General features: G+C 64.3%; 24 protein-coding genes. 17 read left to right on the forward strand and 7 right to left on the reverse strand.

The window, feature by feature from the left end; genetic code table 11:
• From ACEN2S_RS04590 to ACEN2S_RS04610, 5 genes are read right to left on the reverse strand one after another with little or no spacing between them, the layout of a single operon-like run.
• Window positions 1-1,245, reverse strand: coding sequence for a Zn-dependent hydrolase (locus tag ACEN2S_RS04590; RefSeq protein ID WP_441862996.1), 1,245 nt, complete (start codon window positions 1,243-1,245; stop codon window positions 1-3).
• Window positions 1,246-1,280: 35 nt separating this feature from the next.
• On the reverse strand, window positions 1,281-2,561 hold the full coding sequence (locus ACEN2S_RS04595; protein ID WP_441862999.1) for a TRAP transporter large permease: 1,281 nt from the start codon (window positions 2,559-2,561) through the stop codon (window positions 1,281-1,283).
• The gene (locus tag ACEN2S_RS04600) at window positions 2,558-3,037 is read right to left on the reverse strand and encodes a TRAP transporter small permease (protein WP_441863002.1); all 480 of its coding nucleotides are present in this window, start codon (window positions 3,035-3,037) and stop codon (window positions 2,558-2,560) included. The genes ACEN2S_RS04595 and ACEN2S_RS04600 overlap by 4 nt, the downstream gene beginning before the upstream one ends.
• Before the next feature lie 4 nt (window positions 3,038-3,041).
• The gene (locus ACEN2S_RS04605; RefSeq protein ID WP_441863005.1) at window positions 3,042-3,410 is read right to left on the reverse strand and encodes a cupin domain-containing protein; all 369 of its coding nucleotides are present in this window, start codon (window positions 3,408-3,410) and stop codon (window positions 3,042-3,044) included.
• Entirely contained in the window at window positions 3,407-4,405 is a 999-nt protein-coding gene (locus ACEN2S_RS04610; protein WP_441863008.1) for a TRAP transporter substrate-binding protein, read from the reverse strand. Before ACEN2S_RS04610 ends, ACEN2S_RS04605 begins: the two co-directional genes overlap by 4 nt.
• Before the next feature lie 459 nt (window positions 4,406-4,864).
• Here ACEN2S_RS04610 and ACEN2S_RS04615 point away from each other — a divergent pair, with 459 nt between their 5' ends.
• Window positions 4,865-5,569, forward strand: a complete 705-nt coding sequence (locus ACEN2S_RS04615) for a GntR family transcriptional regulator (RefSeq protein WP_441863010.1) — start codon at window positions 4,865-4,867, stop codon at window positions 5,567-5,569.
• A 123-nt stretch (window positions 5,570-5,692) separates the two neighbouring features.
• Window positions 5,693-6,655, forward strand: a complete 963-nt coding sequence (locus tag ACEN2S_RS04620) for a dihydrodipicolinate synthase family protein (RefSeq protein ID WP_441863012.1) — start codon at window positions 5,693-5,695, stop codon at window positions 6,653-6,655.
• A gap of 71 nt (window positions 6,656-6,726) precedes the next feature.
• Here the strand turns inward: ACEN2S_RS04620 and ACEN2S_RS04625 are convergent, their stop codons facing one another.
• Window positions 6,727-7,770, reverse strand: coding sequence for an Ldh family oxidoreductase (locus tag ACEN2S_RS04625; protein ID WP_441863014.1), 1,044 nt, complete (start codon window positions 7,768-7,770; stop codon window positions 6,727-6,729).
• A gap of 498 nt (window positions 7,771-8,268) precedes the next feature.
• On the opposite strand from ACEN2S_RS04625, the gene ACEN2S_RS04630 reads away from it, so the two are divergent.
• The 8 genes from ACEN2S_RS04630 (at window position 8,269) to ACEN2S_RS04665 (ending at window position 16,156) form a co-directional block, all read left to right on the forward strand.
• Window positions 8,269-9,075: an ABC transporter substrate-binding protein gene (locus tag ACEN2S_RS04630; protein ID WP_441863017.1), complete on the forward strand. Its 807-nt coding sequence runs from the start codon at window positions 8,269-8,271 to the stop codon at window positions 9,073-9,075.
• Window positions 9,076-9,143: 68 nt separating this feature from the next.
• Complete coding sequence (locus tag ACEN2S_RS04635) at window positions 9,144-9,809, forward strand: amino acid ABC transporter permease (protein WP_441863019.1); 666 nt, start codon at window positions 9,144-9,146, stop codon at window positions 9,807-9,809.
• Between the two features lie 11 nt (window positions 9,810-9,820).
• The gene (locus tag ACEN2S_RS04640; RefSeq protein WP_441863021.1) at window positions 9,821-10,474 is read left to right on the forward strand and encodes an amino acid ABC transporter permease; all 654 of its coding nucleotides are present in this window, start codon (window positions 9,821-9,823) and stop codon (window positions 10,472-10,474) included.
• Window positions 10,467-11,189, forward strand: coding sequence for an amino acid ABC transporter ATP-binding protein (locus tag ACEN2S_RS04645; RefSeq protein WP_441863023.1), 723 nt, complete (start codon window positions 10,467-10,469; stop codon window positions 11,187-11,189). Before ACEN2S_RS04640 ends, ACEN2S_RS04645 begins: the two co-directional genes overlap by 8 nt.
• A complete protein-coding gene (locus tag ACEN2S_RS04650; RefSeq protein WP_441863025.1) occupies window positions 11,189-12,427 on the forward strand; it encodes an NAD(P)/FAD-dependent oxidoreductase in 1,239 nt (412 codons plus the stop codon). The genes ACEN2S_RS04645 and ACEN2S_RS04650 overlap by 1 nt, the downstream gene beginning before the upstream one ends.
• A 2-nt stretch (window positions 12,428-12,429) precedes the next feature.
• Entirely contained in the window at window positions 12,430-13,431 is a 1,002-nt protein-coding gene (locus ACEN2S_RS04655) for a 4-hydroxyproline epimerase (RefSeq protein WP_441863027.1), read from the forward strand.
• 5 nt (window positions 13,432-13,436) lie between these two features.
• A complete protein-coding gene (lhpI, locus tag ACEN2S_RS04660) occupies window positions 13,437-15,116 on the forward strand; it encodes a cis-3-hydroxy-L-proline dehydratase (protein WP_441863029.1) in 1,680 nt (559 codons plus the stop codon).
• Between the two features lie 11 nt (window positions 15,117-15,127).
• Window positions 15,128-16,156, forward strand: a complete 1,029-nt coding sequence (locus tag ACEN2S_RS04665; RefSeq protein ID WP_441863031.1) for a trans-3-hydroxy-L-proline dehydratase — start codon at window positions 15,128-15,130, stop codon at window positions 16,154-16,156.
• A gap of 58 nt (window positions 16,157-16,214) precedes the next feature.
• On the opposite strand, the gene ACEN2S_RS04670 is transcribed toward ACEN2S_RS04665, so the two are convergent.
• Window positions 16,215-17,339 (reverse strand): iron-containing alcohol dehydrogenase, encoded by a 1,125-nt coding sequence (locus ACEN2S_RS04670; protein WP_441863033.1) that lies wholly within the window; start codon window positions 17,337-17,339, stop codon window positions 16,215-16,217.
• Window positions 17,340-17,715: 376 nt separating this feature from the next.
• Between ACEN2S_RS04670 and ACEN2S_RS04675 the strand changes: the two genes are divergently transcribed.
• The 7 genes from ACEN2S_RS04675 to pdxA are packed head-to-tail and all read left to right on the forward strand — an operon-like array spanning window position 17,716 to window position 24,584.
• A complete protein-coding gene (locus ACEN2S_RS04675) occupies window positions 17,716-18,168 on the forward strand; it encodes a tripartite tricarboxylate transporter TctB family protein (RefSeq protein ID WP_441863035.1) in 453 nt (150 codons plus the stop codon).
• Between the two features lie 28 nt (window positions 18,169-18,196).
• Window positions 18,197-19,150 carry a Bug family tripartite tricarboxylate transporter substrate binding protein gene (locus ACEN2S_RS04680; protein WP_441863037.1) on the forward strand — a complete coding sequence of 318 codons (954 nt, stop codon included), beginning with the start codon at window positions 18,197-18,199 and terminating at the stop codon, window positions 19,148-19,150.
• Window positions 19,151-19,210: 60 nt separating this feature from the next.
• Complete coding sequence (locus tag ACEN2S_RS04685; RefSeq protein WP_441863040.1) at window positions 19,211-20,704, forward strand: tripartite tricarboxylate transporter permease; 1,494 nt, start codon at window positions 19,211-19,213, stop codon at window positions 20,702-20,704.
• Window positions 20,701-21,588, forward strand: a complete 888-nt coding sequence (locus ACEN2S_RS04690) for a dihydrodipicolinate synthase family protein (protein ID WP_441863042.1) — start codon at window positions 20,701-20,703, stop codon at window positions 21,586-21,588. The genes ACEN2S_RS04685 and ACEN2S_RS04690 overlap by 4 nt, the downstream gene beginning before the upstream one ends.
• Window positions 21,588-22,547 carry a phosphoglycerate dehydrogenase gene (locus ACEN2S_RS04695; RefSeq protein WP_441863045.1) on the forward strand — a complete coding sequence of 320 codons (960 nt, stop codon included), beginning with the start codon at window positions 21,588-21,590 and terminating at the stop codon, window positions 22,545-22,547. Before ACEN2S_RS04690 ends, ACEN2S_RS04695 begins: the two co-directional genes overlap by 1 nt.
• On the forward strand, window positions 22,547-23,587 hold the full coding sequence (locus ACEN2S_RS04700; RefSeq protein ID WP_441863048.1) for an Ldh family oxidoreductase: 1,041 nt from the start codon (window positions 22,547-22,549) through the stop codon (window positions 23,585-23,587). Before ACEN2S_RS04695 ends, ACEN2S_RS04700 begins: the two co-directional genes overlap by 1 nt.
• Window positions 23,588-23,612: 25 nt before the next feature.
• The gene (gene pdxA / locus ACEN2S_RS04705; protein WP_441863051.1) at window positions 23,613-24,584 is read left to right on the forward strand and encodes a 4-hydroxythreonine-4-phosphate dehydrogenase PdxA; all 972 of its coding nucleotides are present in this window, start codon (window positions 23,613-23,615) and stop codon (window positions 24,582-24,584) included.
• Window positions 24,585-24,629 lie beyond the last annotated feature (45 nt).

The raw sequence follows: 24,629 nt of genomic DNA on the forward strand, positions 1-24,629 counted from the left end.
TCAGCGATCCGCCCGCGCCACAACGGCGTGCAACAGGATGTTCAGACCGGCAAGGAAATCATCGGGCCCGCAATTTTCGGCATTGTTATGGGTGATGCCGCCTTCGCAGGGGGTGAAGATCATCGCGGTCGGGCAATGCGTGGCGAGGAAATAGGCGTCATGCCCCGCCTGGCTTTGGATATCGCGCCAGTCATAGCCCATGCGTTTGGCCTCATCGCGGATGCCCGCGACCATTTCGGCGTCGAAGATATCGCCGCCCCAGAACCATTCATCCTCGATCACCGCGGTGCAACCCGCCTTCGCCGCGGATTCAAAAACCGCGCGGCGCATCTTTTCCGCCATCACCCGCGCGGTGACCGGATCGGGGTGGCGCACATCGGCAATCGCCTGCGCGCTGTCCGACAGAATACCCGGTTTGTTCGGCCAGGCCGCCAGACGCGAGCCGGTGGCCTTGCCGTCGCCCACCGCGAAATCCCAGCCGATGTCATCCACCGCCGTCAGGAACCGCGCCCCGGCGATCAGCGCATTGTGGCGCAGATCCATCGGCGTCGGCCCGGTATGGGCGGTCTGGCCGCTGAACTGAACCCGCATCCCGTGGCTGGGATAGCCGCCGGTCACCACGCCCACCTGCCGCTTTTCCGCGTCAAGGATCGGGCCTTGCTCGATGTGCAGCTCATAATAGGCGTCGATCTCGCCCGCCTTGCAGGGGCGGCTGCCGTCATAACCGATCCGCGCCAGCTCATCGCCAAAGCGGGCACCGTCGTCGCCGATCAGATCCTTGACCCAATCCACCGCGTATTTGCCCACGAAACAGCCCGAGGCGACCATCGGCGGCGAAAACCGCGCCCCCTCCTCATTGGTCCAATCCACCACCACGATCGGGCGGCGGGTGACATGGCCCGCATCATTCAGGCTGCGCACCACCTCCAGCCCCGCCAGCACCCCGGCAATGCCGTCAAACCGGCCGCCGTTGATCTGGGTGTCCAGATGGCTGCCGATCAGAATGGGCGGCAGGCTGTTGTCGGTGCCGTCGCGCCGGGCAAAGATGCTGCCCAACTCATCCACTTCGACGCTCAGTCCCGCGTCGCGGCACCAGCCGGTGAAGACATCGCGCATCTGCCGGTCATCATCGCTCAGCGTCAGCCGCGACAGCCCGCCGGGCCGCCCGACGCCGATCTGGGCAGAGGTTTCAAGGGTGGACCAGAAACGGTCCAGATCGGCGCGGGTATCGGCAGAGAAGGTCATGAAAGCCTCAGAGATTGGGGGCAGAGGGGCGGGCGTCAGAACAACGCCGAGCCGAAGGCAACAAGCTGCGGGAAGAGCACGAGCAGAAGCATCACCCCGGTCATCACGCCGAGGAACGGCAGCAGATAGCGGAATGAGGCCGACATCGGGATGCCACCGGTGCGGCAGGCGGCCATCAGATCAATCCCCAGCGGCGGCGTATTGGCCCCGATTGCCAGATTGATGGTGAGCAGCACGCCAAAATAGACCGGGTCGATCTGATAGACGCGCAGCACGGGCAAAAACACCGGCGCAAGGATCAGGATGATCGCGATGCTCTCCATAAAGGTGCCGAGCACCAGCACAGCCAGCATCATCAGCAGCAGGGCGACGGTGGCATTGTCGGTGGCGCCCGAGATCGCCCCCACCACCAGCTGCGGCACCTGTTCGGCGGCGAGTATCCAGCCAAAGACCGAGGCGGCGGCAATCACCAGCAAGATCGAGCCGGTCATTTCGGTGGTATCGCGCAACATGCCGAGAATGCTTGAGAAGGTCAGCTGGCGATAGACGAAGATCCCGATGAACAAGGCATAGGCGACGCCGATCCCCGCCGCTTCGGTCGGGGTAAAGATGCCCATGCGGATCCCGCCCACGATGATCAGCGGCGCGATCAGCGCCAGAATGGAATCCTTGAACGCATGGCCCAGCACCGGCCAGGAGAACGCCGCGCCGCCTTTCCAGCCGTTCTTGCGCGAGATCCACCAGGCCACGGCCATCAGGCCCAGCCCCAGCAAGATCCCCGGCCCGATGGAGCTGACAAAAAGCTGCCCGATCGAGGTATTCGTCGCGGTGCCATAGACGATCAGCACGATGGACGGCGGAATGACGGTGCCAAGCGAGCCCGCGCAGCCGAGGGCGGCGGCCGAAAAGCCGGGATGATAGCCGCGCTCGCGCATGGCGGGCAGCATCATCGTGCCGATGGCGATGACATCCGCCACGCCCGAACCGGACAGCGAGCCGAACATCATGCAGGCGGCGATCATCACAATGGCGAGGCCCCCGGTGCGCTGACCCACCACCGCCGCGCAAAGCGCCACGATGCGGGGCGCGAGGCCGCCATGCACCATTAAGAGCCCCGCAAGCAGGAACAGCGGAATCGCCAGCAGGGTGAAACTGTCGATCCCGCCCACCATGCGTTGGGCAATCACGATCAGCGGTGCCAGATCCGCGATCAGCAGATAGATCGCCGAGGAGAGGCCAAGCGCCACGGCAATCGGCGCGTCAATCAGGACCAGCACGATGAAGCTGACCAACAAAAGGGCAAGGGCGATGCTCATTCCCGGCCTCCGCTGACTACCAGCCCCACCAATGCCAGCGCGGCACAGACCGGCAAGGCGAGGTAGAACAGCCCGACCGGCAGGCTGAGCGCCGGGGTCTCATGCGACCAGGTGGCGCGGGTCAGTTGCGCACCGGTATAGATCAGGATGACCAGAAAGGACGCGGTGGCCAGCCAAGCCAGAAACGCCAATGCGCGCCGCAGCGGCCCCTTGGTGCCAAAGATCAGATCGGTGATGCCTGCACAGAGGTGGCTTTTGCGGATCACGCCCGAGATCATGCCGACAAAGGTCACCCAGATCAGCAGAAGGCGCGGAATTTCCTCGGCCCAGCGGGGGGTATAGGCCAGAACATAGCGGGCAAAGACGACATAGACGATGATCGCGGCAAAGCCCGCCACCGCCAGCGCGCCCAATGTCCGCGTGCCCCAGCTGAGCCCGTCAGCGGCACGGTGAAGGAAGGGGGATTGGCGTGTCATGCGGTCATTTCCCTTTCGAACCGATGCAGAGCATGCATTCATCGCAATAGGCGGCCACCACCACCCATTCCTCGGACAGAACTTCCACCTCATGCACCACGCCGGGCGGCAGCCGCAGGGCGGTGCCCTCGGTCATGAAAAATTCCTGCCCGCCCGCACGCAACACCGCCTCGCCCTTCAGCGTCAGGGTCACTTCGTCGCGCGGATGCGCATGCGGGGTGGAACGGGCACCTTTTTTGCCGGTGGTCACGCTGAGCTTGATGAAGCCCTCGCCGCGTTCCGCCGGCGAAAACAACACCTTCTGGCTGAAGTCATAGAGTTGCACCGGTGAGACCGATGCAACCTGCTTCACCTCGGGCAGACTGCCCGTCATTGACGATAGCTCTTCATCAGATTGATGAGATCCGCGCCGTACACATCGGTCTGCTGTTCCCAGATCGGCGCGAGGGCCTCGACGAAGGCGGGCTTGTCCACCTCGTTGAAGATCATGCCCTTGGCCTCCAGCGTCGCCACCAGATCGGCGTCGGATTTGGCCACCATCGCGCGCTGCTCGGTGCCCCAGTGGATTGCGGCGGCCTTGACCAGCGCCTGATCTTCCGGCGAAATCTGATCCCAGACGGTTTTCGACACCGTCAGACAGGCCGCGCCCCAGATATGGCCGGTCATCGAGACGTATTTCTGCACCTCAAAGAAGGAGGAGGAATCGATGATCGACAGCGGGTTTTCCTGCGCGTCAAACACCCCCTGCTGCAGCGCCGAATAGAGCTCGCCAAAGGCCAGCGGCGCCGGTTGCGCGCCCAGAAGTTCAAAGGTTGCAAGGCGTACCTTGTCCGGCGTGACGCGGATCTTCAGACCGGCAAGGTCCGCCGGTTCGACAATCGGCTTGACGTTCGAGGTGATGTTGCGAAAGCCGTTTTCCCACCAGGCCAGCACTTCGATGCCCTGCGCGTCCAAAAGTGCCGCCAGCTCGCTGCCCAATTGGCCGTCCAGCGCGCCATAGGCCTGCTCGCGGCTGGACCAGGCATAGGGCATCTCGATGATCCCCAGTTTCGGCTCGACGAACTGGAACGAGCCAGAGCCGATCACGCCGCCCTGGATGGTGCCGATCTGCATGCCTTCGATGACTTCCTTTTCGCTGCCGAGCTGGCCGGAGGCGAAAACCTCGACCTTGACGCGGCCCTCGGTCGCCTTGGCGACTTCCTCGGCAAAGCCGGTGGCGGCAATGTTCCAGCTGTGGGTTTCGGGCAGCACATGGCCGAGACGGATGGTGGTTTCGGCGAAACCGGCGGCGGGCAGCGAGAGGCCCAGCGTGGCGGCGACGAGCGCGCCGGTCAGGGCGGGGCCGATTCTGCGGATGGGATGGGTCATGTCAGAACACTCCTGTTGAGGCGTTTTTTCTGAGGCGGATGAAGCACCGGCGCAGAGCAATAGGCAAATAGCGCAGACCTATGGCTCTGATGCGGCAGGGCTATGGACGCCCCACGCGGCGCGCCCCGATGCGGTTCCCGCCAGAGCCATATGGCGCCCGGAGGACCGGTCAGGTCCGGACGACGAGCGCGGTGCGGGGATGGTCCGGGGTTACAGCGGCGCACCCCTTCTGACGCGGTGCCTTGCCCGCGCATTGCGACGGCAACCGCCCGCCTGTGGCGTGGGGCGCAGCAGAGCTGAAAGCACCGGCATCCGCCTTCGGGCGGCGGGTGATCAAAACTTCATCATCGATGGCCGCGTCACGTATCAACGGGTCCAGTTTGTCAGCTGCCGCCACCGGAAAAGGTTGTGCGGGCCAGAACCACGGCGTATTTCTTATGTCGACAAAAGGATTTTTCCATGACCGACATCCAGACGATTGTTCCGCCAGAGCGCAAACGGGGATCGGGCGCCAGACTGGTTTATGACATGCTGCGCGACGATATTCTCGACCTCGTGCTGCCCCCCGGCAGCCCGATTGACGAGGTGCAGCTGGCCGAGCGCTTCAACATGTCGCGCACCCCGATCCGGGAGGCTTTGGTGCGGCTGGCGGGGGAAGGTCTGGTCGACACGCTGCCCAACCGCTCGACCATGGTGGCGAATATTGACTTCCTCAACCTGCACACGTTTTTTGACGCATTGACCCTGATGTATCGCGTGACCACCCGGCTTGCCGCGCAATATCACCGGCCCGATGATCTGGTGGCCATCCGCGCGCATCAGGCCGAGTTTGCCGCCGCCGTGGCTGCACAAGATGCTTTGGCGATGATCGCCACCAACCGCGATTTCCACGCCGCCATCGCCGAAGCGGGGCGCAATCCCTATTACACCTCGCTGTTTTACCGGCTGTTGGATGAGGGGCGGCGGATCCTGCGCCTCTACTATCAATCCTTCAATGACCGCCTGCCGCAGCAATATGTCGATGAGCATGAAGAGATCATTGCCGCCATCGAGGCCCGGGATCTGCTGCTGGCGGACAGTCTGGCAAAGACACATGCGGACCAGATTGTCCGGCAAATTCAACAGCTTTTCGCGCGTGACCAACGACAGGACATTTCGCTCTGACGTCTTGCGTAATTCTTGTCGACAAATAAAATGCAAAGTGGCATATCTTGGCTCAGACGGGAGTCGGGCGCTGCATCTGTGTTCTGACCCCGGCCCACACCGACAGGCACAATGGAGATCCTGATGAAGGCCCAGATTTTTTCCGGCGTCATTCCGGCGCTGATGACCCCTTGCAAAGCCGACCGCAGCCCGGATTTCGATGCGCTGGTGCGCAAGGGGCAGGAACTGGTCGCGGCGGGCATGTCCGCCGTGGTCTATTGCGGCTCGATGGGCGACTGGCCGCTCCTGACGGATGCGCAGCGGATGGAGGGCGTGGAGCGTCTGGTGCAGGCGGGCGTCAAGGTGATCGTTGGCACCGGTGCGGTGAACAGCGCCACCGCCGTGGCCCATGCGGCGCATGCGCAAAAGGTCGGCGCGCATGGCCTGATGGTGATCCCGCGGGTGCTGTCGCGCGGCTCTTCGATTGCGGCGCAACGGGCGCATTTCAAAGCGGTTCTGGCCGCCGCGCCGGATCTGCCTGCGGTGATCTACAACAGCCCCTATTACGGCTTTGCCACCCGCGCCGATCTGTTCTTCGCGCTGCGTGCCGAGCATCCGAACCTCATGGGCTTCAAGGAATTCGGCGGCCCGGCGGACATGCGCTATGCGGCCGAGAACATCACCAGCCGCGATGATGATGTCACGCTGATGATCGGCGTCGATACCGCGGTGTTCCACGGTTTCGTGAACTGCGGCGCCACCGGTGCCATCACCGGCATCGGCAATGTGCTGCCGAAAGAAGTGCTGCACATGTGTGCCCTGTCGCAAGCGGCGGCTGCCGGAGATGTCGAAGCCCGCGCCCGCGCGCTGGAGCTGGAGGCGGCGCTGGCCGTGCTCTCCTCCTTCGACGAAGGCGCGGATCTGGTGCTCTATTTCAAGCATATGATGGTGCTGAAGGGCGACGCCGAATACACGCTGCATTTCAACGAAACCGACGCACTGTCGGACAGCCAGCGCGGCTATGTCGAGGCGCAGTTCAAGCTGTTCAACAGCTGGTATGCGACCTGGAGCCAACTGCCGGGCGCCGTGGCCAAATACAAAGCCTGATCCGGCCCGCCGCAAAAGCCAAGGCCCTCTCGTAAGAGAGGGCCTTTTGTCGTTTCACGAGGTTTAGTGGCTCAAGGCCATTCGACCGCATCGAGCCCGCCTGCAAGCAGCCGGTCCAGCTGCTCCAGTTCGGCCGCATTCAGGCTGACCCCGTCCCGCTCTGATACCGCGCGCGCGGCGAAGCGGCGTTGCGAAGGCAGACGCGCGCCCTGCCCGACAATCGCCTCGAACAGAACCTCGGCCCGCGCCAGCGGATCGCCTGCACGGCCTTTGGCGAAATGCTCCGGGCTGAAGGCCAGGATCAGCTCGCCATGTTTGGGCGCCAGCGCCGTCGTGCCCAGCTCGGCCAGCGCCTCCGGGCTGGTCAGATCGCCGATCATCACCCCGGCGAGCAGCTCCACCATCGTGCCAATGGCCGAACCCTTATGGCCACCAAAGGGCAGCATCGCCCCCGCCAGCGCCGCCACCGGATCGGTGGTCGGCTGCCCTTCGGCATCCAGCGCCCAGCCTTCGGGCAGCGGTTTGCCCGCGCGGCGGTGGAGTTCAATTTCACCCCGCGCCGCGACCGAAGTCGCAAAATCAAAGACATAGGGCGAAGCATCGGCCCGCGGCCAGCCAAAGGCGATGGGGTTTGTGCCCAACAGCGGCTCCTTGCCACCCGTGGGCGCCACCGAAGCATAGCTCGGGCACATCACCAGCCCCGCAAGGCCTTCGGCGGTCAGCGCCTCAACCTCCGGCCAGAGCGCCGAGAAATGCACGCAATCGTTGATCACCATCGCGGCAAAGCCCAGCTCTCGCGCCCGTGCCACCAGATGCGGCAGGCCCAGCTCAAACGCCGGATTGGCAAAGCCGCCCTGCGCATCGATCCGGATGATCGCGGAGCCCGGCTGCTCGACCAAAACCGGCTCGGCGGTCGCGACCACCTTGCCCGCCTTGATCGTGCGCAGGCAGCCCTCAATCCGGTAAATCCCATGCGATTTGCAGGCGTCACGCTCGCCTGCCGCCACCACCCGGGCCAATGCCCCGGCCTGCACGGCATTCAGACCGCCCTTGCGAAAAATCGCCTCGATGCGGTGGGCCAGATCGGTGAGCGGGAGCGGAGATGTCAGCGGCATGTTTCCTCGATGTCGTGAGGGGGACACGCCCCCGGGTTGCAATCTGCACACAGTAAGTATACAAATAGCCAGAATGCAAAGTCCGATTGCGGGATCAGCCGGGATATTGGCACCGATTTCATCGGGATCCGGCGCCTATTTTGCTGCTGTGCCGGGCCTTTGCCGGTAGGCCGATTCGGCGGCAGAACGTAGATCTAGCGACGCCGGAACCTGCCTCGGCAGGGCCCGAAACGGTCGGGTTGATTCGTGCGTCAACACGGCGCGCCGAACGCGGTTCCAGCCTGAAATTCCACCGCCCTTTCCCGCCCGCCTGAGCTGCGCAAACAGTCGAAAAGACCAAACTTGCCATAATTTTGGTCGATTATAGGATATTTTGCGCCCGCCGGAGTTAAAAATAATTTTTGTATACTAGCTGTATTTTGAATTTGCTTTACGCCTTGCAACCGGGAATATTGCCACATCGACTGAATCGACTTCAGCAAAACAGGGAGCAATAAGATGAAATCATCACTCTTCGCCGCCGGTCTTTTGGCCACCACCGCGCTTGCCACCGCCGCCCATGCCGACAAGCTGGACGACATCATCTCCTCGGGCACGCTGCGCTGCGCCGTGGTGCTGGACTTCCCGCCCATGGGCTCGCGCGATGCCGACAACAAGCCGATCGGCTTTGACGTCGACTATTGCAACGATCTGGCCGCCGCCCTGGGCGTTGAGGCCGAAATCGTCGAGACGCCCTTCCCCGAGCGCATTCCCGCCCTGATGTCGGGCCGCGTCGACGTGGGTGTCGCCTCGACCTCGGACACGCTGGAACGGGCGAAAACCGTGGGCATGTCGATCCCCTATTTCGCCTTTGAAATGGCCGTCAGCGCCAATGAAAAGTCGGGCATCACCTCGTTTGAGAGCATGAAGGGCAAGACCGTCGGCGCCACTGCAGGCACCTTTGAAGCCATCGCGCTGGAAGAGCAGGTCAAAGCCTGGGGCGAGGGCGAATTCCGCCCCTACCAGACGCAGGCTGACGTGTTCCTGGCCCTCAGCCAGGGCCAGCTCGATGCCACCGTCTCCACCTCGACCGTGGCACAGGCCAACATCCAGACCGGCAATTTCCCGGGCGTCTCGGTCGTCGGCAAAGCACCGTTCGACACCGACTATGTCGCGCTTTTCACGCTGCGCGAGGAATATGGCCTGATCAACTATCTCAACCTCTTTGTGAACCAGCAGGTCCGCACCGGCCGCTATGCCGAGCTTTATGCGAAATGGGTTGGCGGCGATCTGCCGGACCTGACCGTCGGCGGCGTCTATCGCTGATCCGGAAGTCGTGTGGCGGTGCGGGGTTTACCCGCGCCGCCCTTCTCTTCTCGTGAAGTGAGACGGCAATGTTGAATTATACTTTCCACTGGGCACAAGCGTTCAAGGCCCTGCCCCGCATGCTGGATGGCGCGCTCGTCACCTTGCAGATCGCGGTGCTCTCGATGGTTATCGGTCTGGCCTGCGCGATGGTACTGACCCTGTTCCGCCGCTCTGACAGCCGCATCTTGCGCGGCTTCGGCAATACCTGGGTCGAAGTCGCCCGCAACACCCCCGCGCTGTTTCAGATCTATATGGCGCATTTCGGGCTGGGCAGCTTTGGCATCCACCTCAGCCCCTACACCGCGCTTCTGGCCGGGATTGCCTTTAACAACGCGGGCTACCTTTCGGAAAACTTCCGCGGCGCGTTGAAAGCCATTCCCGAGACGCAAACCCGCGCCGCCCGCTCGCTGGGCATGACCCCGCTGCAAGCCTTCCGGATGATCGTCGTGCCGCAAATGCTGCGCGTGGCGTTTCTGCCGATGACCAACCAGATGGTCTGGGCGATCCTGATGACCTCGCTTGGCGTCACCGTCGGCATGAACATGGATCTGGCCGGCATCACGCAAGAGCTGAACGCGCGCTCGTTCCGTACCTTTGAGTTCTTCGCACTGGCCGCGGTCATTTTCTATGTGATGACCAAAGCCGTCACGCTGGCAGCCCGGGCGATTGCCTGGCGCATGTTCCGCTATTGAGGGGATGAGAGATGTTTGACACTGCCCTGACCCTCAATGACCTGATGTTCCTCGCCAAAGGCGCCGGGATGACGCTGGCCGTCACCGGGGTTTCGGTTGCGGCGGGCACTGTGATGGGAATCTTCTTTGGCGTCCTGCGCAATCAGATCGGCCCTTACTGGGCAATCCCGCTGACCTTCGTGCTGGATGTCTTCCGCTCGGTGCCCTTGCTGATCCAGCTGGTGCTGGCCAATGCCTTTCAGGCGATTGCCAAATTCGGCTGGGGCCCGTTCACCACCTCCTGCGTGGTGCTCTCGCTCTACACCGCCGCCTATTGCACCGAGATTGTGCGCGGCGGCATTGATGCGGTGCCCGGCACCACCCGGCGCGCCGCCCGCTCGCTCGGCATGACCTGGGGCCAGGACATGCGCTATATCGTGGCGCCCTTGGCCACCCGCGTCTCGCTGCCAGCCTGGATCGGCCTGACCTTGGGCGTGATGAAGGATTCTGCGCTGGTGCTCTGGCTCGGCCTGACCGAGCTTCTGAAAGCCTCGCAGACCCTCGTCACCCGCTTGCAGGAACCATTGTTCATCCTGCTGATCTGCGGCTTGATCTACTTCCTCCTCAGCTTCCCCATCGCCCGTCTTGGCGGGTATCTTGAAAGACGGTGGTCACCCCATGATTGAGATCGAAAACGTCCGCAAATCCTTTGGCCCGCTGGAAGTGCTGAAGGGGATCGACCTGACCGTCAGCAAGGGCGAGGTGGTGACCATCATCGGTGGCTCCGGCTCGGGGAAATCGACGCTGCTGACCTGCATCAACGGGTTAGAGCCCATCGATTCCGGCCGCATCAAAATCGACGGCACTGAGGTGCATGCCAAATCGACCGACCTCAACACGCTGCGTCAGAAAATCGGCATCGTGTTTCAGCAATGGAATGCCTTTCCGCATCTGACCGTGCTGGAAAACGTCATGCTGGCCCCGCGCAAGGTCAAGGGCATGGCCAAGGATGAGGCCGAAGCGATGGCCGTGAAGCAGCTGACCCATGTCGGCCTTGGCGAGAAGCTCTCCGTCTATCCCTCGCGCCTGTCGGGTGGTCAGCAACAGCGGATGGCGATTGCCCGCGCGCTGGCGATGGCGCCGGAATACATGCTGTTCGATGAGGTGACCTCGGCGCTGGACCCGCAGCTGGTGGGCGAGGTGCTCGACACGCTGAAGATGCTGGCGGAAGAGGGGATGACGATGATCTGCGTCACCCATGAGATGGGCTTTGCCCGCGATGTCTCGGACCGCGTCGCCTTCTTCCATCAGGGTGTCATGGCCGAGATCGGCACGCCCGAGCAGCTGTTCGGCGCGCCGCAGCATCCTGAGACACAAAAATTCCTGTCGAGCGTGCGCTGATGGCACAGGCTCAGGTGATCGTCGTCGGGGCGGGCGTTGTCGGCCTCTCGGCGGCGCTGGCCGCACAGGCGCGCGGGCTGTCCGTCTGCGTGATCGACCGCGAAGGACCCGCGGCGGGGGCATCGGCGGGGAATGCGGGGGCCTTTGCCTTTACCGACATTCTGCCGCTGGCCTCGCCGGGGATCCTGCGCAAGGCACCGAAATGGCTGCTGGACCCATTGGGGCCATTATCGGTGCCACCCTCTTATGCGCTGCAGATCGCGCCCTGGATGTTCCGCTTCTGGCGTGCCTGCGCGCCCTCCCGGGTGGACCATTCCACCCGGGCGCAAACCGCACTGATGGACCTGTCCAAGGCCGAGTTGGAGCCGTTTCTGGCCGCCAGCGGCACCCTGCCGATGCTGCAAAAGAACGGCGCGCTGCAGGTCTATGAAAGCGCCGCCGAGCTGCAGGCCTCGCTGCCCGGCTGGCAGGCCCGCGCCGATCACGGGATCGAGTTTCACCATCTGACCGCCCGTGAAATGGCCGATCTGCAACCGGGTCTGGCGCCGCGTTTCACGCATGGCACCTTTACTCCCGGCTGGTATTCGATTGCCGATCCCAAGCTCTATACCCTTGCGCTGGCTGAAAAATTCACCGCGCAAGGCGGCACGCTGCTGACCGCCGAAGTCACCGGCCTGCAGCCGCAAGAGGGCGGCGTTCTGGTGCAGACCGCGCAGGGGCCGCAGATGGCGGAGCAAGTCGTACTGGCCGCGGGTGCCTTCTCGCATTTGCTGGCGCGGGGCCTCGGCGACAAGATCCCGCTGGAGACTGAGCGCGGCTATAACACCACCCTGCCGACAGATGCCTTCGATCTGCGGATGCAGGTGACCTTTGGCGGCCATGGTTTTGTCGTGTCGCGCCTGTCGACCGGCATCCGCGTCGGCGGCGCGGTGGAACTTGGCGGGCTGAAACTGCCGCCGAATTTCAAACGCTCGGAGGCGATGCTGACAAAGGCGCAGGCTTTCCTGCCCGGGCTGAAACCCACCGGGGGCGTGCAGTGGATGGGCTTTCGTCCCTCGCTGCCCGACAGCCTGCCCGCGATTGGCCGCGCAAGCGGCAGTGCGCGGGTGATCTATGCTTTCGGTCACGGCCATCTGGGCCTGACCCAATCCGCCGGCACCGCGCGTCTGGTCGCTGATCTTCTGACCGACCGCAGCGCCGGCTTTGACCTCACCCCCTTCTCGCCGCAAAGGTTCTGACCATGGCCAACCACACCTTCTCCTGCATCGACGGCCATACCTGCGGCAATCCGGTGCGCCTTGTCTCCGGCGGCGGGCCCCGGCTTGAAGGGGCCAATATGCTGGAAAAGCGCGCACATTTCCTGCGCGAGTTTGACTGGATCCGCACCGGCCTGATGTTTGAGCCGCGCGGCCATGACATGATGTCGGGCTCGATCCTCTATCCCTCCACCCGCCCCGATTGCGATGTGGCGGTGCTGTTCATCGAGACCTCCGGTTGCCTGCCGATGTGCGGCCATGGCACCATCGGCACCATCACCATGGCGATCGAGAACGGCCTGATCACCCCGCGCGAGCCGGGCAAGCTCTCGATCGACGCGCCCGCGGGCAAGGTGGACATCACCTATCGCCAAGAGGGTCGCTTTGTGGAGGAAGTTCGCCTGACCAACGTGCCGGGGTTCTTGCATTCGGAGGGGCTGAGTGCCGAGGTCGAGGGTCTGGGCGAGATTGTCGTCGATGTGGCCTATGGCGGCAATTTCTACGCGATTGTCGAGCCGCAGAAGAACTTCCGCGACATGGCCGATTTCACCGCCGGGGAGCTGATCGGCTTTTCGCCGAAACTGCGCGCGGCGCTGAATGCGAAATACGAGTTCATCCACCCCGAACATCCGGCGATCAATGGCCTCAGCCATATCCAATGGACCGGCGCGCCCACGGTCGAGGGCGCCCATGCCCGCAACGCCGTCTTTTACGGCGACAAGGCGATTGACCGATCGCCCTGCGGCACCGGCACCTCGGCGCGGATGGCGCAGCTGGCGGCCAAGGGCAAGCTGAGCGTCGGCGATGAATTCGTGCATGAAAGCATCATCGGCTCGCTCTTCAAAGGCCGGGTCGAGGCGGCAACCACCGTGGCGGGTAAGCCTGCGATCATCCCCTCCATCGCCGGATGGGCACGGATGACCGGGCTGAACACCATTTTCATTGATGACCGCGATCCGTTCGCGCATGGCTTTGTGGTGAAATGATGCCGATGACCGCCCTTTCCATTCAGGGCGGCAGCGCCCATGGCCCGATCATCGCCAGCACCGAGGCGCTGAGCTTCTGGGGCGGAATTGACCCCGCCACCGGCGCGGTGATCGACGCGCATCACCCGCTGCATGGCCGCGTGCTGACCGGCGCCATCCTGATGATGCCGACCACCCGCGGCTCCTGCACCGGCTCGGGCGTCATCCTTGATCTGGCGCTGACAGGGCGCGGCCCGGCGGCGCTGGTCTTCTCGGATGCCGAGGATGTGGTGACCTTGGGCGCGCTGATCGCCGCCGAGATGTTCGGCAAGGTGCTGCCGGTGGTGCGTCTCACGCCCGAGGCCTTTGCCGCACTGGCGGCAGAGCCGGAGGCGCGGATTTCGGAGACCGGGATCGCGGCGGGCGATATGCATCTGCCCTTCGCCGCGCAAACCGCCACGCCGCTCACGCTCAGCGATGCCGATCAGGCGATGCTGGCAGGCGAGCGCGGTGTGGCCTTGCAACAGGCAATGCGGATCATCTGCACGCTGGCCGCCAACCAAGGGGCAACGCAGCTGATTGATGTGAGCCAGGGCCATATCGACGGCTGCATCTATGCGAGCCCCGCCAACTTGACCTTTGCCGAGAAGATGGCCGAGATGGGCGCACGCGTCTGCGTGCCGACCACGATGAACGCGATTTCGGTCGACCGCAGCAACTGGCAGGCACAGGGCGTGCCGCAGCTCTTTGGTGGCCCGGCGGCACGGCTGGCCGATGCCTATGTCCGCATGGGCTGCCAGCCAAGCTTCACCTGCGCGCCCTATCTGCTCGACACCGCGCCCAAGCAGGGCGAGACCATCGCCTGGGCGGAATCGAATGCGGTGATCTTTGCCAATACGGTATTGGCCGCCCGCACCGCCAAGCATCCGGATTTCCTTGACCTTTTCATCGCGCTGACCGGGCGCGCGCCCCTTTCGGGCGTCTATCTCGACGCCGAACGCAAGGCACGCCGGGTGATCGCGGTGGAGCGGCCCGAGGGCGCGGATGACAGCTTCTGGCCACTGCTCGGCTACCTCGCGGGCCGTGCCTCGCCGGACCGGATTCCGCTCCTGACCGGGTTGGAAAACACGAACCCCAGCCGCGATGATCTGAAGGCGCTCTGCGCCGCCTTTGGCACCACCTCCGCCGCGCCGATGCTGCATGTGGCGGGGGTGACACCCGAGGCGGAGGGCGCCGCGCATCCGGAAGCGGATAGCGCCCGGATCACCCGCGCCGATTTCGCCGCCGGATGGGCGATGCTGAACACCGGGCCGGAAACGGTCGAGCTGGTGGCGCTTGGCAGCCCGCATTTCTCGCACAGTGAATGCCGGGACTTTGCCGCGGCCCTTGGCGATGCGCCCTGCCACCCGGAGGTCAAGGTGATCATCACCGCCGGGCATCAGGTCATCGCCATGGCTGAGGCCGATGGCACATTGGCACGGCTGCTGGCGGCGGGTGTGCAGGTGTTGCCCGACCTCTGCTGGTGCTCGATCTCCGAGCCGGTGTTTCCGCCGCAAACCCGAGCGCTGATGACCAATTCCGGCAAATATGCGCATTACGGCCCCGGTCTCAGCGGCCGTGCCCTGCGCTTCGGCGCGCTCGCCGATTGCGCCGAGGCCGCCCGCACCGGCCGCGCGCCCGCGCAACCGCCCCTTTGGACCCGCTGAGGAAACCAACCATGCGTTCTTCCAAGACCATCCATGTCATTTCCGCCCATGCCGAGGGCGAGGTGGGCGATGTCATCGTGGGCGGCGTTGCCCCGCCGCCCGGTGACACCCTCTGGGAGCAAAGCCGCTGGATCGCCCGCGACCAGAGCCTGCGGAATTTCGTGCTGAACGAGCCGCGCGGCGGCGTCTTCCGGCATGTGAACCTTCTGGTGCCGCCGAAGCACCCCGAGGCCGATGCCGCCTTTATCATCATGGAGCCGGAAGACACGCCGCCGATGTCGGGCTCAAACTCGATCTGCGTCTCGACGGTGCTCCTGGATGGCGGCATCATCCCGATGCAGGAGCCGGAAACCCATATGGTGCTGGAGGCCCCCGGCGGGCTGGTGCGGGTGCGCGCCGAATGCCGCAATGGCAAGGCCGAGCGGATTTTCGTGCAAAACCTGCCGAGTTTCGCCGCCCGCCTCGATGCGCCTTTGGAGGTGGAGGGCCTCGGCACGCTGACCGTCGACACCGCCTATGGCGGCGACAGTTTCGTCTGTGTCGACGCGCAGGCGCTTGGCTTTTCGCTGACCGCCGATGAGGCGCATGACATCGCGAAACTCGGGGTGAAGATCACCAATGCCGCGACGGAGGCTTTGGGTTTCACCCATCCGACCAACCCCGATTGGCGGCATTTCTCCTTCTGCCTTTTTGCCGGTCCGGTGAGCCACGGTCCCGAGGGGCTGCGCGCCGGTGCCGCGGTGGCGATCCAGCCGGGCAAGGTCGACCGCTCGCCCACCGGCACCGCCCTCTCCGCCCGGATGGCGGTCCTGCATGCGCGCGGGCAGATGGGGGTGGGCGACAGGCTGACCACCGTCTCGCTGATCGGCTCCACCTTCACCGGGCGGATTTTGGGCACGACGACGGTGGGCGATCACCCGGCCATCCTGCCGGAAATCTCTGGCCGTGGCTGGGTGACCGGCATCCATCAGCACATGCTCGACCCCTCCGACCCCTGGCCCGAGGGCTACCGGCTGAGCGATACCTGGGGCGCGCGGTAGGATCGGGCCAACAATATCCGGGTGATGGCTTGGGCGGCCCCGAAGGTGCCGCCCTCTCTCAATAGGCCGCCCGATAGAGCGCCTCAATATCGCGCACCGACAGGTCGACCGGGTTCCAATCCAGCAAACGGCGGATCTGATGCGCCTCCTGCGCCATCGCGGGCAGATCATCCTCGGGCACGGCATGCGCGCGCAACCGCATGTCCAGCCCCAAGGCTTCACAAAAAGCCCGCGCTCCCGCCAAAACCAGATCCGGCGCGCCATGATCAAATCCCAGCGCCTGACAAATCAGTGCGGTCTTCTCGGGCTGCGCGGGCGCATTCACGGCCAGAACATGCGGGAAAATCAGGGCATTGGCGATGCCATGCGCCAGTTTGTGCCGCGTGCCCAGCGGGTAGGCCACCGCATGGCCCGCCGTTGTATTCACCGGCCCGAGACAAACGCCACCATAAAACGCCGCCAGCGCCAGCCCGGCCCGCGCTTCGGCATCCGAGCCATCTTCGACGGCCCGTTTGAGGTATTTCCCCACCAGTTCAATCCCCTGAAGCGCGTAGGAATCGATGATCGGATGCGCCCGGCGCGACGTATAGGCCTCAACGCAATGCGCCATGGCATCCACCCCGGTTGCCGCCGTCACAAAGGCCGGAACCGAATAGGTGAGCGCCGGGTCGATGATCGCCAGATCCGCCAGCATGTGCCGGCTTTCCGTTGCGATTTTTGAGCGCGTTCGCGGATCGGTGATCAGCGCCCGGGTGCCCACCTCCGATCCCGTCCCGGCGGTTGTGGGAATCTGTACCAGCCCCACCCGGCGCGCGGGCGCGCGGTGCGGACCGGAAATCTCGCCAAGGGTCACCCCCTGCCCCACCATGACCGCAACGAGTTTGGCCAGATCCATTGCCGAGCCGCCGCCGAACCCCAGGATACAATCGGCCCCTGCCCGCTCTGCCGCCGCCACGGCCTGCTCCAGATTTGGCACGTCAGGTTCAGGCACCACATCGCCGAAGCATCCCGTCACGCTCAGCCCCAACTGCGCCAGGCGGCCCGCATTCACCGCATCCGCCACGACAAAGGGGCGCCGATAGCCCTGCGCCGCCACCCAGGGGGCGAGTTCGGACAGCGTGCCCACCCCAAAGCGCAGAACGGGCGGACGCAGCATCTCGAGGGGCTGGGTGAGGTTCAACATGTCACTTCCTAGATTGCGGAGCATTCCGCGTTGGTGGCGGCCACAGGAGCCCGGGCGAGGCAGCGTTCCTGCCCACGATTCCCTCCAAAATGCCCATCGCTTCAAAAATTTGTCAACTGGTAATAAATGAGACATGACCCTCATGCACCGCCCCGACAGTACAAACAAATCCGAATGAAGGCGGCAAGATTAACCAATAAATATCTGTTTTATATAATGAAATTTTGAAAAACCTCATCCTCAACCCAGATTAACCAAGCCCAACACGCAGAGGGCAATTGTGCAGCGTTAAGAAATTCTATTGACATGTTTTCACCCCCGCCGCATCTTGCGGCATGCCTTCGGGAGGACGAAGGACATGGAGGGGTAGCCACAGATGCAGCAGGTCGGACAAAAGCGAAGCGATATTGTCATCGGGGCCGCCCTTCTGGTTTTTTGCGGCTTTGCGGCCTGGCGCAGCCTGAAGATCCCCTCGCGCGGCGGCAGTTCGCTTGCCGGACCCGCCTTTTTGCCCTGGATCATGATTGCCGCCGTCGCGGTGCTGTCCGTCTGGATGATCCTGCGGGCATGGAAGCGAAATTCTGACCTGCAGATCGAGATGCCGGATGGCGCCACTTTGCGCCGGATGGGACTTCTGGCTCTGGTCTTCGTGGCCTATGCGGCGGCCTTCATGCCGGTGGGCTATCTGATCTCGACCGTCGCGGTCTTCATCGCCGCCCTATGGCTCTTTGGGGAGCGAAACCGAAAGGTGCTGGTGCTGTTCCCGATCGCGATGACCGGCGCCGTCTATCTGGGGTTCACCCAGGCCCTAAAGGTCTGGCTGCCCTGATCGCCCTATTTCTTGAGGAGGAAAAGACATGAAAATTCAGGCAATTGCCGCAGCTGTTCTCGCCTGTGCCACCCCGGCACTGGCAGCCGATTTTCCCGTGCGCCCGGTGCAGATCATCGTGCCCTATTCGGCAGGCGGCGGCACCGATCTTTCGGTGCGCATTCTGGCCGAAGCCCTGCAGCGCAGCATGAGCGGCGCCACCGTGATCGTACGCAACCAACCGGGCGGCGGCGGTGCCATCGGCACCTCGGCGGCGGTGCATGCGCGGCCCGACGGATACACGATCGGCACTGGCGCCCAGGGGCCGCTGGCGCTGTTGCCGCATCTGGGCGGCACCGATTACCAATTGGATGATGTGCAATTCGTCGGCCTGTTCGGGCGCAACCTGCAACTGCTGGTCGCGTGCAAAGACGCCCCCTTCACCGATTACGACAGCTTCATCACCTATGCCAAGGACAACAAGCCGCAGATTGGCAATTCCGGCGCGGGCGGCGCGAACCACATCTCGGCCGAAGCTTTTGCCAAGGCCGCCGGGATCAGCATTGAATCCATTCCCTTTGGCGGCTCGTCCGAGGCACGGACCGCCTGCATCGGCGGCCATATTCAGGCCATGGTCGCCTCACCCGCCGAAGCGAAAGCCGCCGCCGAGGCAGGCCAGATGACGCCGTTGTTCGTGATGGAGCCCGAGCGGATCGATCTGTTCCCTGACACCCCCACGGCGGTGGAAAAAGGCGTCGATTTCACCTGGTCGTCCTGGAAAGGCCTGATCGCGCCGAAGGGCATCCCCGAGGCCGATCTGGCAGTGCTGACCGCCGGGCTGAAAGCCGCGGTCGAGGATCCGGAGTTCCGGGCCAAGATGGACGAGATGGGCGAGTTCGTCACCTATGAAGACCCGGCCGCCTATGAGGCGCGCGCCCGCAAGGACAGCGAGATGGCGAAAGCCGTCATCACCGATCTCGGCATGCTGAACATGAACAACTGAACCCGGCCGCGCGCGGGATCCCGCGCGCGCCCGCTCTCTTTTTGACGGACCACCACGCATATGCTCAGCTATCTCCTTCCATTGCTGGATCCGACCGTGCTCGGCGCCATTGCCCTGGGCACCCTCGGCGGGCTGATCATCGGCGCGCTGCCGGGGCTGACCGCCACCATGGGCGTGGCGCTCCTGATCCCGCTCACCTTTGGCATGACGCCGGTGATGGGCCTGAACATGCTGATCGGCATTTACATTGGCGGCATCTATGGCGGCTGCGTCAGCGCGATCTTGCTGCGCACCCCCGGCACCCCCGCCTCCGCCGCCACCGTGCTCGACGGCTACCCGATGGCGCGGCGTGGCGAGGCGGGCAAAGCGCTGGGGATGGCCACCATCGCCTCCACCATCGGCGGGCTCTTCGCGGCCATCGTTCTGGCGACGCTGGCGCCGCAGCTGGCGGGCATCGCGCTGGAATTCGGCGCACCGGAATATTTTGCCCTCGCGTTGTTCGGGCTGACCATTATCGCCTCGCTCTCCGGTGACATTCTCAAAGGCGCCATCTCGGGCATGCTTGGCATCCTGATCGCCTGCGTCGGCGCCGATCCCATTTCAGGTGTGTTGCGCTATACATTCGGGGTGTCGGGCTTTGCCTCGGGCTTTGCCTTCACCCCAGCGCTGATCGGCCTCTTTGCCCTATCCGAAGTGTTCACCCAGATGGAAAACATGGCACGCGGCGATGCGCCGCCCATGCGGGTAACCGGACGCTGGCCCGGCTGGAAAGACATGCGCGAAAGCCGCAATGCTCTCGTGCGGGGCAGCATCATCGGTACGATCATCGGCATCATTCCGGGCACAGGCTCAGGCACCGCGAGCTGGATCGCCTATAATGAAGCGCGGCGTTCGTCAAAAACGCCCGAGAAATTCGGCACCGGCTATGCCCCGGGCATTGCCGCCACCGAAAGCGCCAACAATGCCGTCTGCGCCGCCGCGCTGATCCCGCTGCTGGCGCTGGGCATTCCCGGCGATGTCGTCACCGCTGTGCTGATGGGGGGCCTGATGATCCAGGGCCTCGCCCCCGGACCGCTGCTGTTTCAGACCAATCCCGACGTGGTCGTGGGCATTTTCGGCGGCACTTTCATCGCCACCTTCTTCATGTTCATCTTTGGCATGCTCCTCATCCCGGTTTTTTCGAAAATCCTGATGGTGCCACGACGCATGCTGACCGCCTCCATCGTCATTTTCTGCTTCATCGGCTCCTTTGCAATCAATCTCAACCCGGTCGATCTTTACACGATGGTGGGGTTCGGCGTGCTGGGCTGGGGCATGCAGAAATTTGGCTTCAGTCAGGCCGCACTCTGCATCGCGCTGATCCTCGGGCCGATGCTGGAGGCGAACCTGCGCCGGGGCCTGTTGCAAACCGGCGATGATCTGCTGGCTTTCGTTTCGGGGCCGATCACGCTTCTCTTTTTGGGCCTTTCGCTGCTCTCCGTGCTCTGGCCCGCCTTTTCCTCCGCCCGTGCACGCAAAGCTGCACCGGCCACCAGCCTGGACAAAACGCCATGACCGCATCCCGTTCCGCCTATGTCGCCCTCGTCACCTGTTTCAACGTCGATGAGACGATCAATTTCGAAGCCACCCGCGCGCAGGTCCGCCGTCAGGTCGAGGCGGGCAACAACATCATGTGCTGCGGCACCAACGGCGATTTCTCGGCGCTGACGCATGGCGAGAAGATCGCGCTGACCGAAGCCGTGATGGATGAAGTGGCGGGCCGGGTGAAGGTGATCGTCAACGCCGGATGCCCCGCCACATTCGAGACGCTGCAACTGGCACAAGCCTTTGACAAAATGGGCCTTGCCGGGATTGCCGTCATCACCCCCTATTTCATCGCCTGCACGCAGGAGGGGCTGATCCGGCATTTCACCACCATCGCCGATGCGGTGAAAACCCCGGTCTATCTCTATGACATCCCAGCCCGAACCCAGAACCACATCGAGCCCGAAACCGCCCGCATTCTGGCCCGCCACCCGAACATCGCCGGGATCAAGGATTCCGGTGGCAGCACCGAAACCGTGCGTGAATACCTGGATGTCGCGCAGTCCGAAGGCAATTTTGAGGTCTATTGCGCGCCCGATCATCTCGTCCAATGGGGTCTTGAACAGGGCTGCGCCGGGGTGATCTCGGGCCTCGGCAATGTCGCGCCAAAAGTGCTGGCCGCGATCCTCAGCGGCTTCAACAAGAGCGACAGCGCAGCTGCGACTGCGGCCCAAGATATCTTCTCGGGCCTGCGCAAAGATCTCTATGCGCTGGGTTTTCCGCCTGCGCTGGTCAAACGCGCGCTCTTCCAGATGGACCCTTCTGTCGGCCTCAGCCGCCAGCCCGCCCTGCTGCCCGATGCGGCGCAAGATGCGGCCATCCAGGACATCTTGCGCAAATATGAGCTGATCTGATGACCGTCATTCTCACCACCTCGCCCGGCTTTGGCAAATTCGGCCGCGTGGCCGAAGCGATCGCGCAGAACGGCTGGGAATTGGTGCGCTGCACCGACACCAGCCTGCCCGATGGCGGTGTGAGCGCCGAAATCGCCCGCGCGGATTACCTCGTCGTGGGGCTGGTCGCCGTCACCGCCGGGACCCTGGCGCAGGGCAAGAACCTGAAGGCCGTGCTCAAGCATGGGGTTGGCGTTGACAACATCGACATCCCGGCCTGCACGGCGGCGGGCCTGCCCGTCACCAACACCCCCGGCGCCAATGCCGATGCGGTGGCCGAACTGGCGGTGGGGTTCATGTTCGGCCTCGCGCGGAACATGGCGGCGGGGCATGCCTCGGTTGTTTCGGGCGGCTGGGCGCGGCAGGTTGGCACGCAGCTCGGCGGCAAGGTGCTGGGCATCGTCGGGCTGGGCAACATCGGGCGCAGGCTCGCGCGGCTTGCACGCGGGCTGGGAATGCGGGTCGTGGCCAGCGACCCTCATGCCGATGCCGCCTTTGCGAAAGAATGGCAGGTCGAGATCATGCCGCTCGAGGCCCTGCTGGCCGAGGCCGATTATGTCTCACTGCATGTGTTTGGCGGGGCGGATAATGCGGCGCTGATTGATGCGCGCAAGCTGGCCTTGATGAAACCCACCGCCTGCCTGATGAATCTGGCGCGCGGGGAAGTGGTGGATCTGGATGCCGTGGCAGAGGCACTGACCGCAGGCCGCCTCGGCGGGGCCGCCATTGACGCCTATGTCACCGAGCCGCCCAACACCTCCCATCCGATTTTCAGCCATCCGCGCGCGATTTTCATGCCGCATTCCGGCGCGGACACCCGCGAAGCGGTGGAGAACATGGGGCTGATGGTGGTGGAGGATATTGCCACATTGCAGGCGGGCCGGATGCCCGCGCGCTGCCTGAACGCAAAGGATCTCTGATGCGCTATGCCGCCGATGAATTGCGCACCCTCGCCCATGCGCTGCTGACCGAGGCGGGGATTGAGGCCGACAAGGCCCGCACCACCGCCCGCTATCTGGTTGCCGCCGACATGACGGGGCATTCGACCCATGGGCTGGCGCTCTTGCCGTGGTATCTCGAGCATATCCGCGCGGGCATCGTCGCGCGCGAGGGCGGGGTGGAGGTGGTCCGCGACAAAGGCGCCGCCATTGCCTGGAACGGCCGCCGCCTGCCCGGCGCCTGGCTGACCGCCGAAGCGGTGCGCGCCGCCGTGGCCCGGGCCGAAACCACCGGCACCGCCACCGTGAGCGTGGCCAACAGCCATCACAACGGCGCGCTCGCCACCTATCTGCATCTGGCGACAGACCGGGGATTTCTCGTCTCCATCGCCTCTTCCTCGCCCTCGGGGCAGCAGGTCGCGCCCTTTGGCGGGTTGCGCGGGGTCTTTACCCCGGATCCGGTGGCTTGGGGCATTCCCACCCCGGGGGAGCCGATCCTGATCGACATTTCCGCCTCGATCACCACCGCCAATATGGCCGCGCGCCTTGTCCGTGAAGGGCGCAATTTCGAACGCGACTGGCTGATGAATGCGGACGGGACATTGACGAATGACCCCAAAGTGATTGGCAACGGCGGATCGCTGTTGCCCACTGGCGGGCTCGATCACGGGCAAAAGGGCTATGGCATGGCGCTCAGCGTCGAGGCGCTGACGCAGGGCCTCGCGGGCTATGGCCGCGCCGATGCGCCAAAGGGCACCAATTGCGCGATCACCGTCTCGGTCTATGACCCCGAAGCCTTTGGCGGCATGGCGGCCTTTACCCGGCAAACCGGCTGGCTGCGCGAGGCCTGTCTCGCCTCGCCGCCGCGCGACCCTGCAGCGCCGGTGCGTCTGCCCGGCCAGGCCGCGCTGGCACGGATGCGGGCGGCTGAAACCGAGGGCGTCACGCTTTATGATGGGATCTTCGCGGCGCTCCGCGCCGAAGCCCTGCCCCGCGCCATTGCGCTGCCCACACCCGTTTGACCCCTCTCCCCCGAAGGAACCTTTCATGTCCGACAAACCGATCGTCATCACCATGGGCGACCCTTCCGGCGTTGGTGCCGAGGTCACGATCAAAGCCATCGCCTCGCTGCCCGAAGCGGACCGCGCCCGCTATGCGGTGATCGGCGACCAACCCACCCTCGCGCGCGCGGTTGCCGCCACCGGTGCCGCGCTGACGCTGAGTGACACGGCCACGCCCGGCGCCCTGCGGGTGGTGCATGTGCCGGTTGCCGACCTGCCGGGCCGCTTTGGCGTGCTGTCGCCCGCCTGCGGCGAGGCCAGCTTTCAATACATCAAACGGGCGGTGGAGATGACAACGGCAGGCGACGCGGCGGGCATCGTCACCGCACCGATCAACAAAGAGGCGCTGAATGCCGCCGGGCACCACTATGACGGCCATACCGGCATGTTGGCGCATCTGACCGGCTCCAAAGCCTCGTGGATGCTGCTCGCCTCGCAAACGCTGAACGTGATCCATGTCTCGACCCATGTGGCGCTGCGCGACGCAATCACCCGCGCGACACCGGAACGGGTGGCCGAAACCATCCGCGTCGGCCACCGTCACCTGCAGCGCATGGGGATCGCCAAGCCCCGGATCGCCGTGGCCGGGATCAACCCGCATTGCGGCGAAAACGGTCTCTTTGGCCGCGAGGATGACCTGCAAATCGCGCCGGGTGTCGCCATGGCGCGCGCTGAGGGCATCGAGGTCAGCGGCCCGATTTCCGCCGATACCGTCTATTACCGCGCCCATCGCGGTGACTTCGATCTGGTGGTCGCACAATACCATGACCAGGGACATATCCCGATCAAGCTGATCGCCTTCGACAGTGCGGTGAATGTCTCGCTCGGCCTGCCGATTGACCGCGCCTCGGTCGACCATGGCACCGCCTTCGACATCGCGGGCACCGGCAAGGCCAACCATGTGAACATGCTCTCTGCCCTCGACTACGCGGGGAAGCTGGCGGCCGGGCGGCGCTGAACCAAGGCCAACCGCCCAAAACGCCGCCCCTTGGGGCGGCGTTTT

This window comes from Phaeovulum sp. W22_SRMD_FR3 (genome assembly GCF_052113705.1).
Lineage (GTDB): Bacteria > Pseudomonadota > Alphaproteobacteria > Rhodobacterales > Rhodobacteraceae > JBGQOG01.

Excerpts from the sequence above, each read along its gene's own strand:
- ACEN2S_RS04620 (WP_441863012.1), top strand. The coding sequence starts at position 5,693 with ATGAAGGCCCAGATTTTTTCCGGCGTCATTCCGGCGCTGATGACCCCT.
- ACEN2S_RS04675 (WP_441863035.1), top strand. The coding sequence starts at position 17,716 with ATGCAGCAGGTCGGACAAAAGCGAAGCGATATTGTCATCGGGGCCGCC.
- ACEN2S_RS04605 (WP_441863005.1), bottom strand. The coding sequence starts at position 3,410 with ATGACGGGCAGTCTGCCCGAGGTGAAGCAGGTTGCATCGGTCTCACCG.
- ACEN2S_RS04665 (WP_441863031.1), top strand. The coding sequence starts at position 15,128 with ATGCGTTCTTCCAAGACCATCCATGTCATTTCCGCCCATGCCGAGGGC.
- ACEN2S_RS04610 (WP_441863008.1), bottom strand. The coding sequence starts at position 4,405 with ATGACCCATCCCATCCGCAGAATCGGCCCCGCCCTGACCGGCGCGCTC.
- ACEN2S_RS04690 (WP_441863042.1), top strand. The coding sequence starts at position 20,701 with ATGACCGCATCCCGTTCCGCCTATGTCGCCCTCGTCACCTGTTTCAAC.
- ACEN2S_RS04695 (WP_441863045.1), top strand. The coding sequence starts at position 21,588 with ATGACCGTCATTCTCACCACCTCGCCCGGCTTTGGCAAATTCGGCCGC.
- ACEN2S_RS04625 (WP_441863014.1), bottom strand. The coding sequence starts at position 7,770 with ATGCCGCTGACATCTCCGCTCCCGCTCACCGATCTGGCCCACCGCATC.
- ACEN2S_RS04630 (WP_441863017.1), top strand. The coding sequence starts at position 8,269 with ATGAAATCATCACTCTTCGCCGCCGGTCTTTTGGCCACCACCGCGCTT.
- ACEN2S_RS04590 (WP_441862996.1), bottom strand. The coding sequence starts at position 1,245 with ATGACCTTCTCTGCCGATACCCGCGCCGATCTGGACCGTTTCTGGTCC.
- ACEN2S_RS04640 (WP_441863021.1), top strand. The coding sequence starts at position 9,821 with ATGTTTGACACTGCCCTGACCCTCAATGACCTGATGTTCCTCGCCAAA.
- ACEN2S_RS04680 (WP_441863037.1), top strand. The coding sequence starts at position 18,197 with ATGAAAATTCAGGCAATTGCCGCAGCTGTTCTCGCCTGTGCCACCCCG.
- ACEN2S_RS04650 (WP_441863025.1), top strand. The coding sequence starts at position 11,189 with ATGGCACAGGCTCAGGTGATCGTCGTCGGGGCGGGCGTTGTCGGCCTC.
- lhpI (WP_441863029.1), top strand. The coding sequence starts at position 13,437 with ATGACCGCCCTTTCCATTCAGGGCGGCAGCGCCCATGGCCCGATCATC.
- ACEN2S_RS04685 (WP_441863040.1), top strand. The coding sequence starts at position 19,211 with ATGCTCAGCTATCTCCTTCCATTGCTGGATCCGACCGTGCTCGGCGCC.
- ACEN2S_RS04645 (WP_441863023.1), top strand. The coding sequence starts at position 10,467 with ATGATTGAGATCGAAAACGTCCGCAAATCCTTTGGCCCGCTGGAAGTG.
- ACEN2S_RS04670 (WP_441863033.1), bottom strand. The coding sequence starts at position 17,339 with ATGTTGAACCTCACCCAGCCCCTCGAGATGCTGCGTCCGCCCGTTCTG.
- ACEN2S_RS04595 (WP_441862999.1), bottom strand. The coding sequence starts at position 2,561 with ATGAGCATCGCCCTTGCCCTTTTGTTGGTCAGCTTCATCGTGCTGGTC.
- pdxA (WP_441863051.1), top strand. The coding sequence starts at position 23,613 with ATGTCCGACAAACCGATCGTCATCACCATGGGCGACCCTTCCGGCGTT.
- ACEN2S_RS04615 (WP_441863010.1), top strand. The coding sequence starts at position 4,865 with ATGACCGACATCCAGACGATTGTTCCGCCAGAGCGCAAACGGGGATCG.
- ACEN2S_RS04635 (WP_441863019.1), top strand. The coding sequence starts at position 9,144 with ATGTTGAATTATACTTTCCACTGGGCACAAGCGTTCAAGGCCCTGCCC.
- ACEN2S_RS04700 (WP_441863048.1), top strand. The coding sequence starts at position 22,547 with ATGCGCTATGCCGCCGATGAATTGCGCACCCTCGCCCATGCGCTGCTG.
- ACEN2S_RS04600 (WP_441863002.1), bottom strand. The coding sequence starts at position 3,037 with ATGACACGCCAATCCCCCTTCCTTCACCGTGCCGCTGACGGGCTCAGC.
- ACEN2S_RS04655 (WP_441863027.1), top strand. The coding sequence starts at position 12,430 with ATGGCCAACCACACCTTCTCCTGCATCGACGGCCATACCTGCGGCAAT.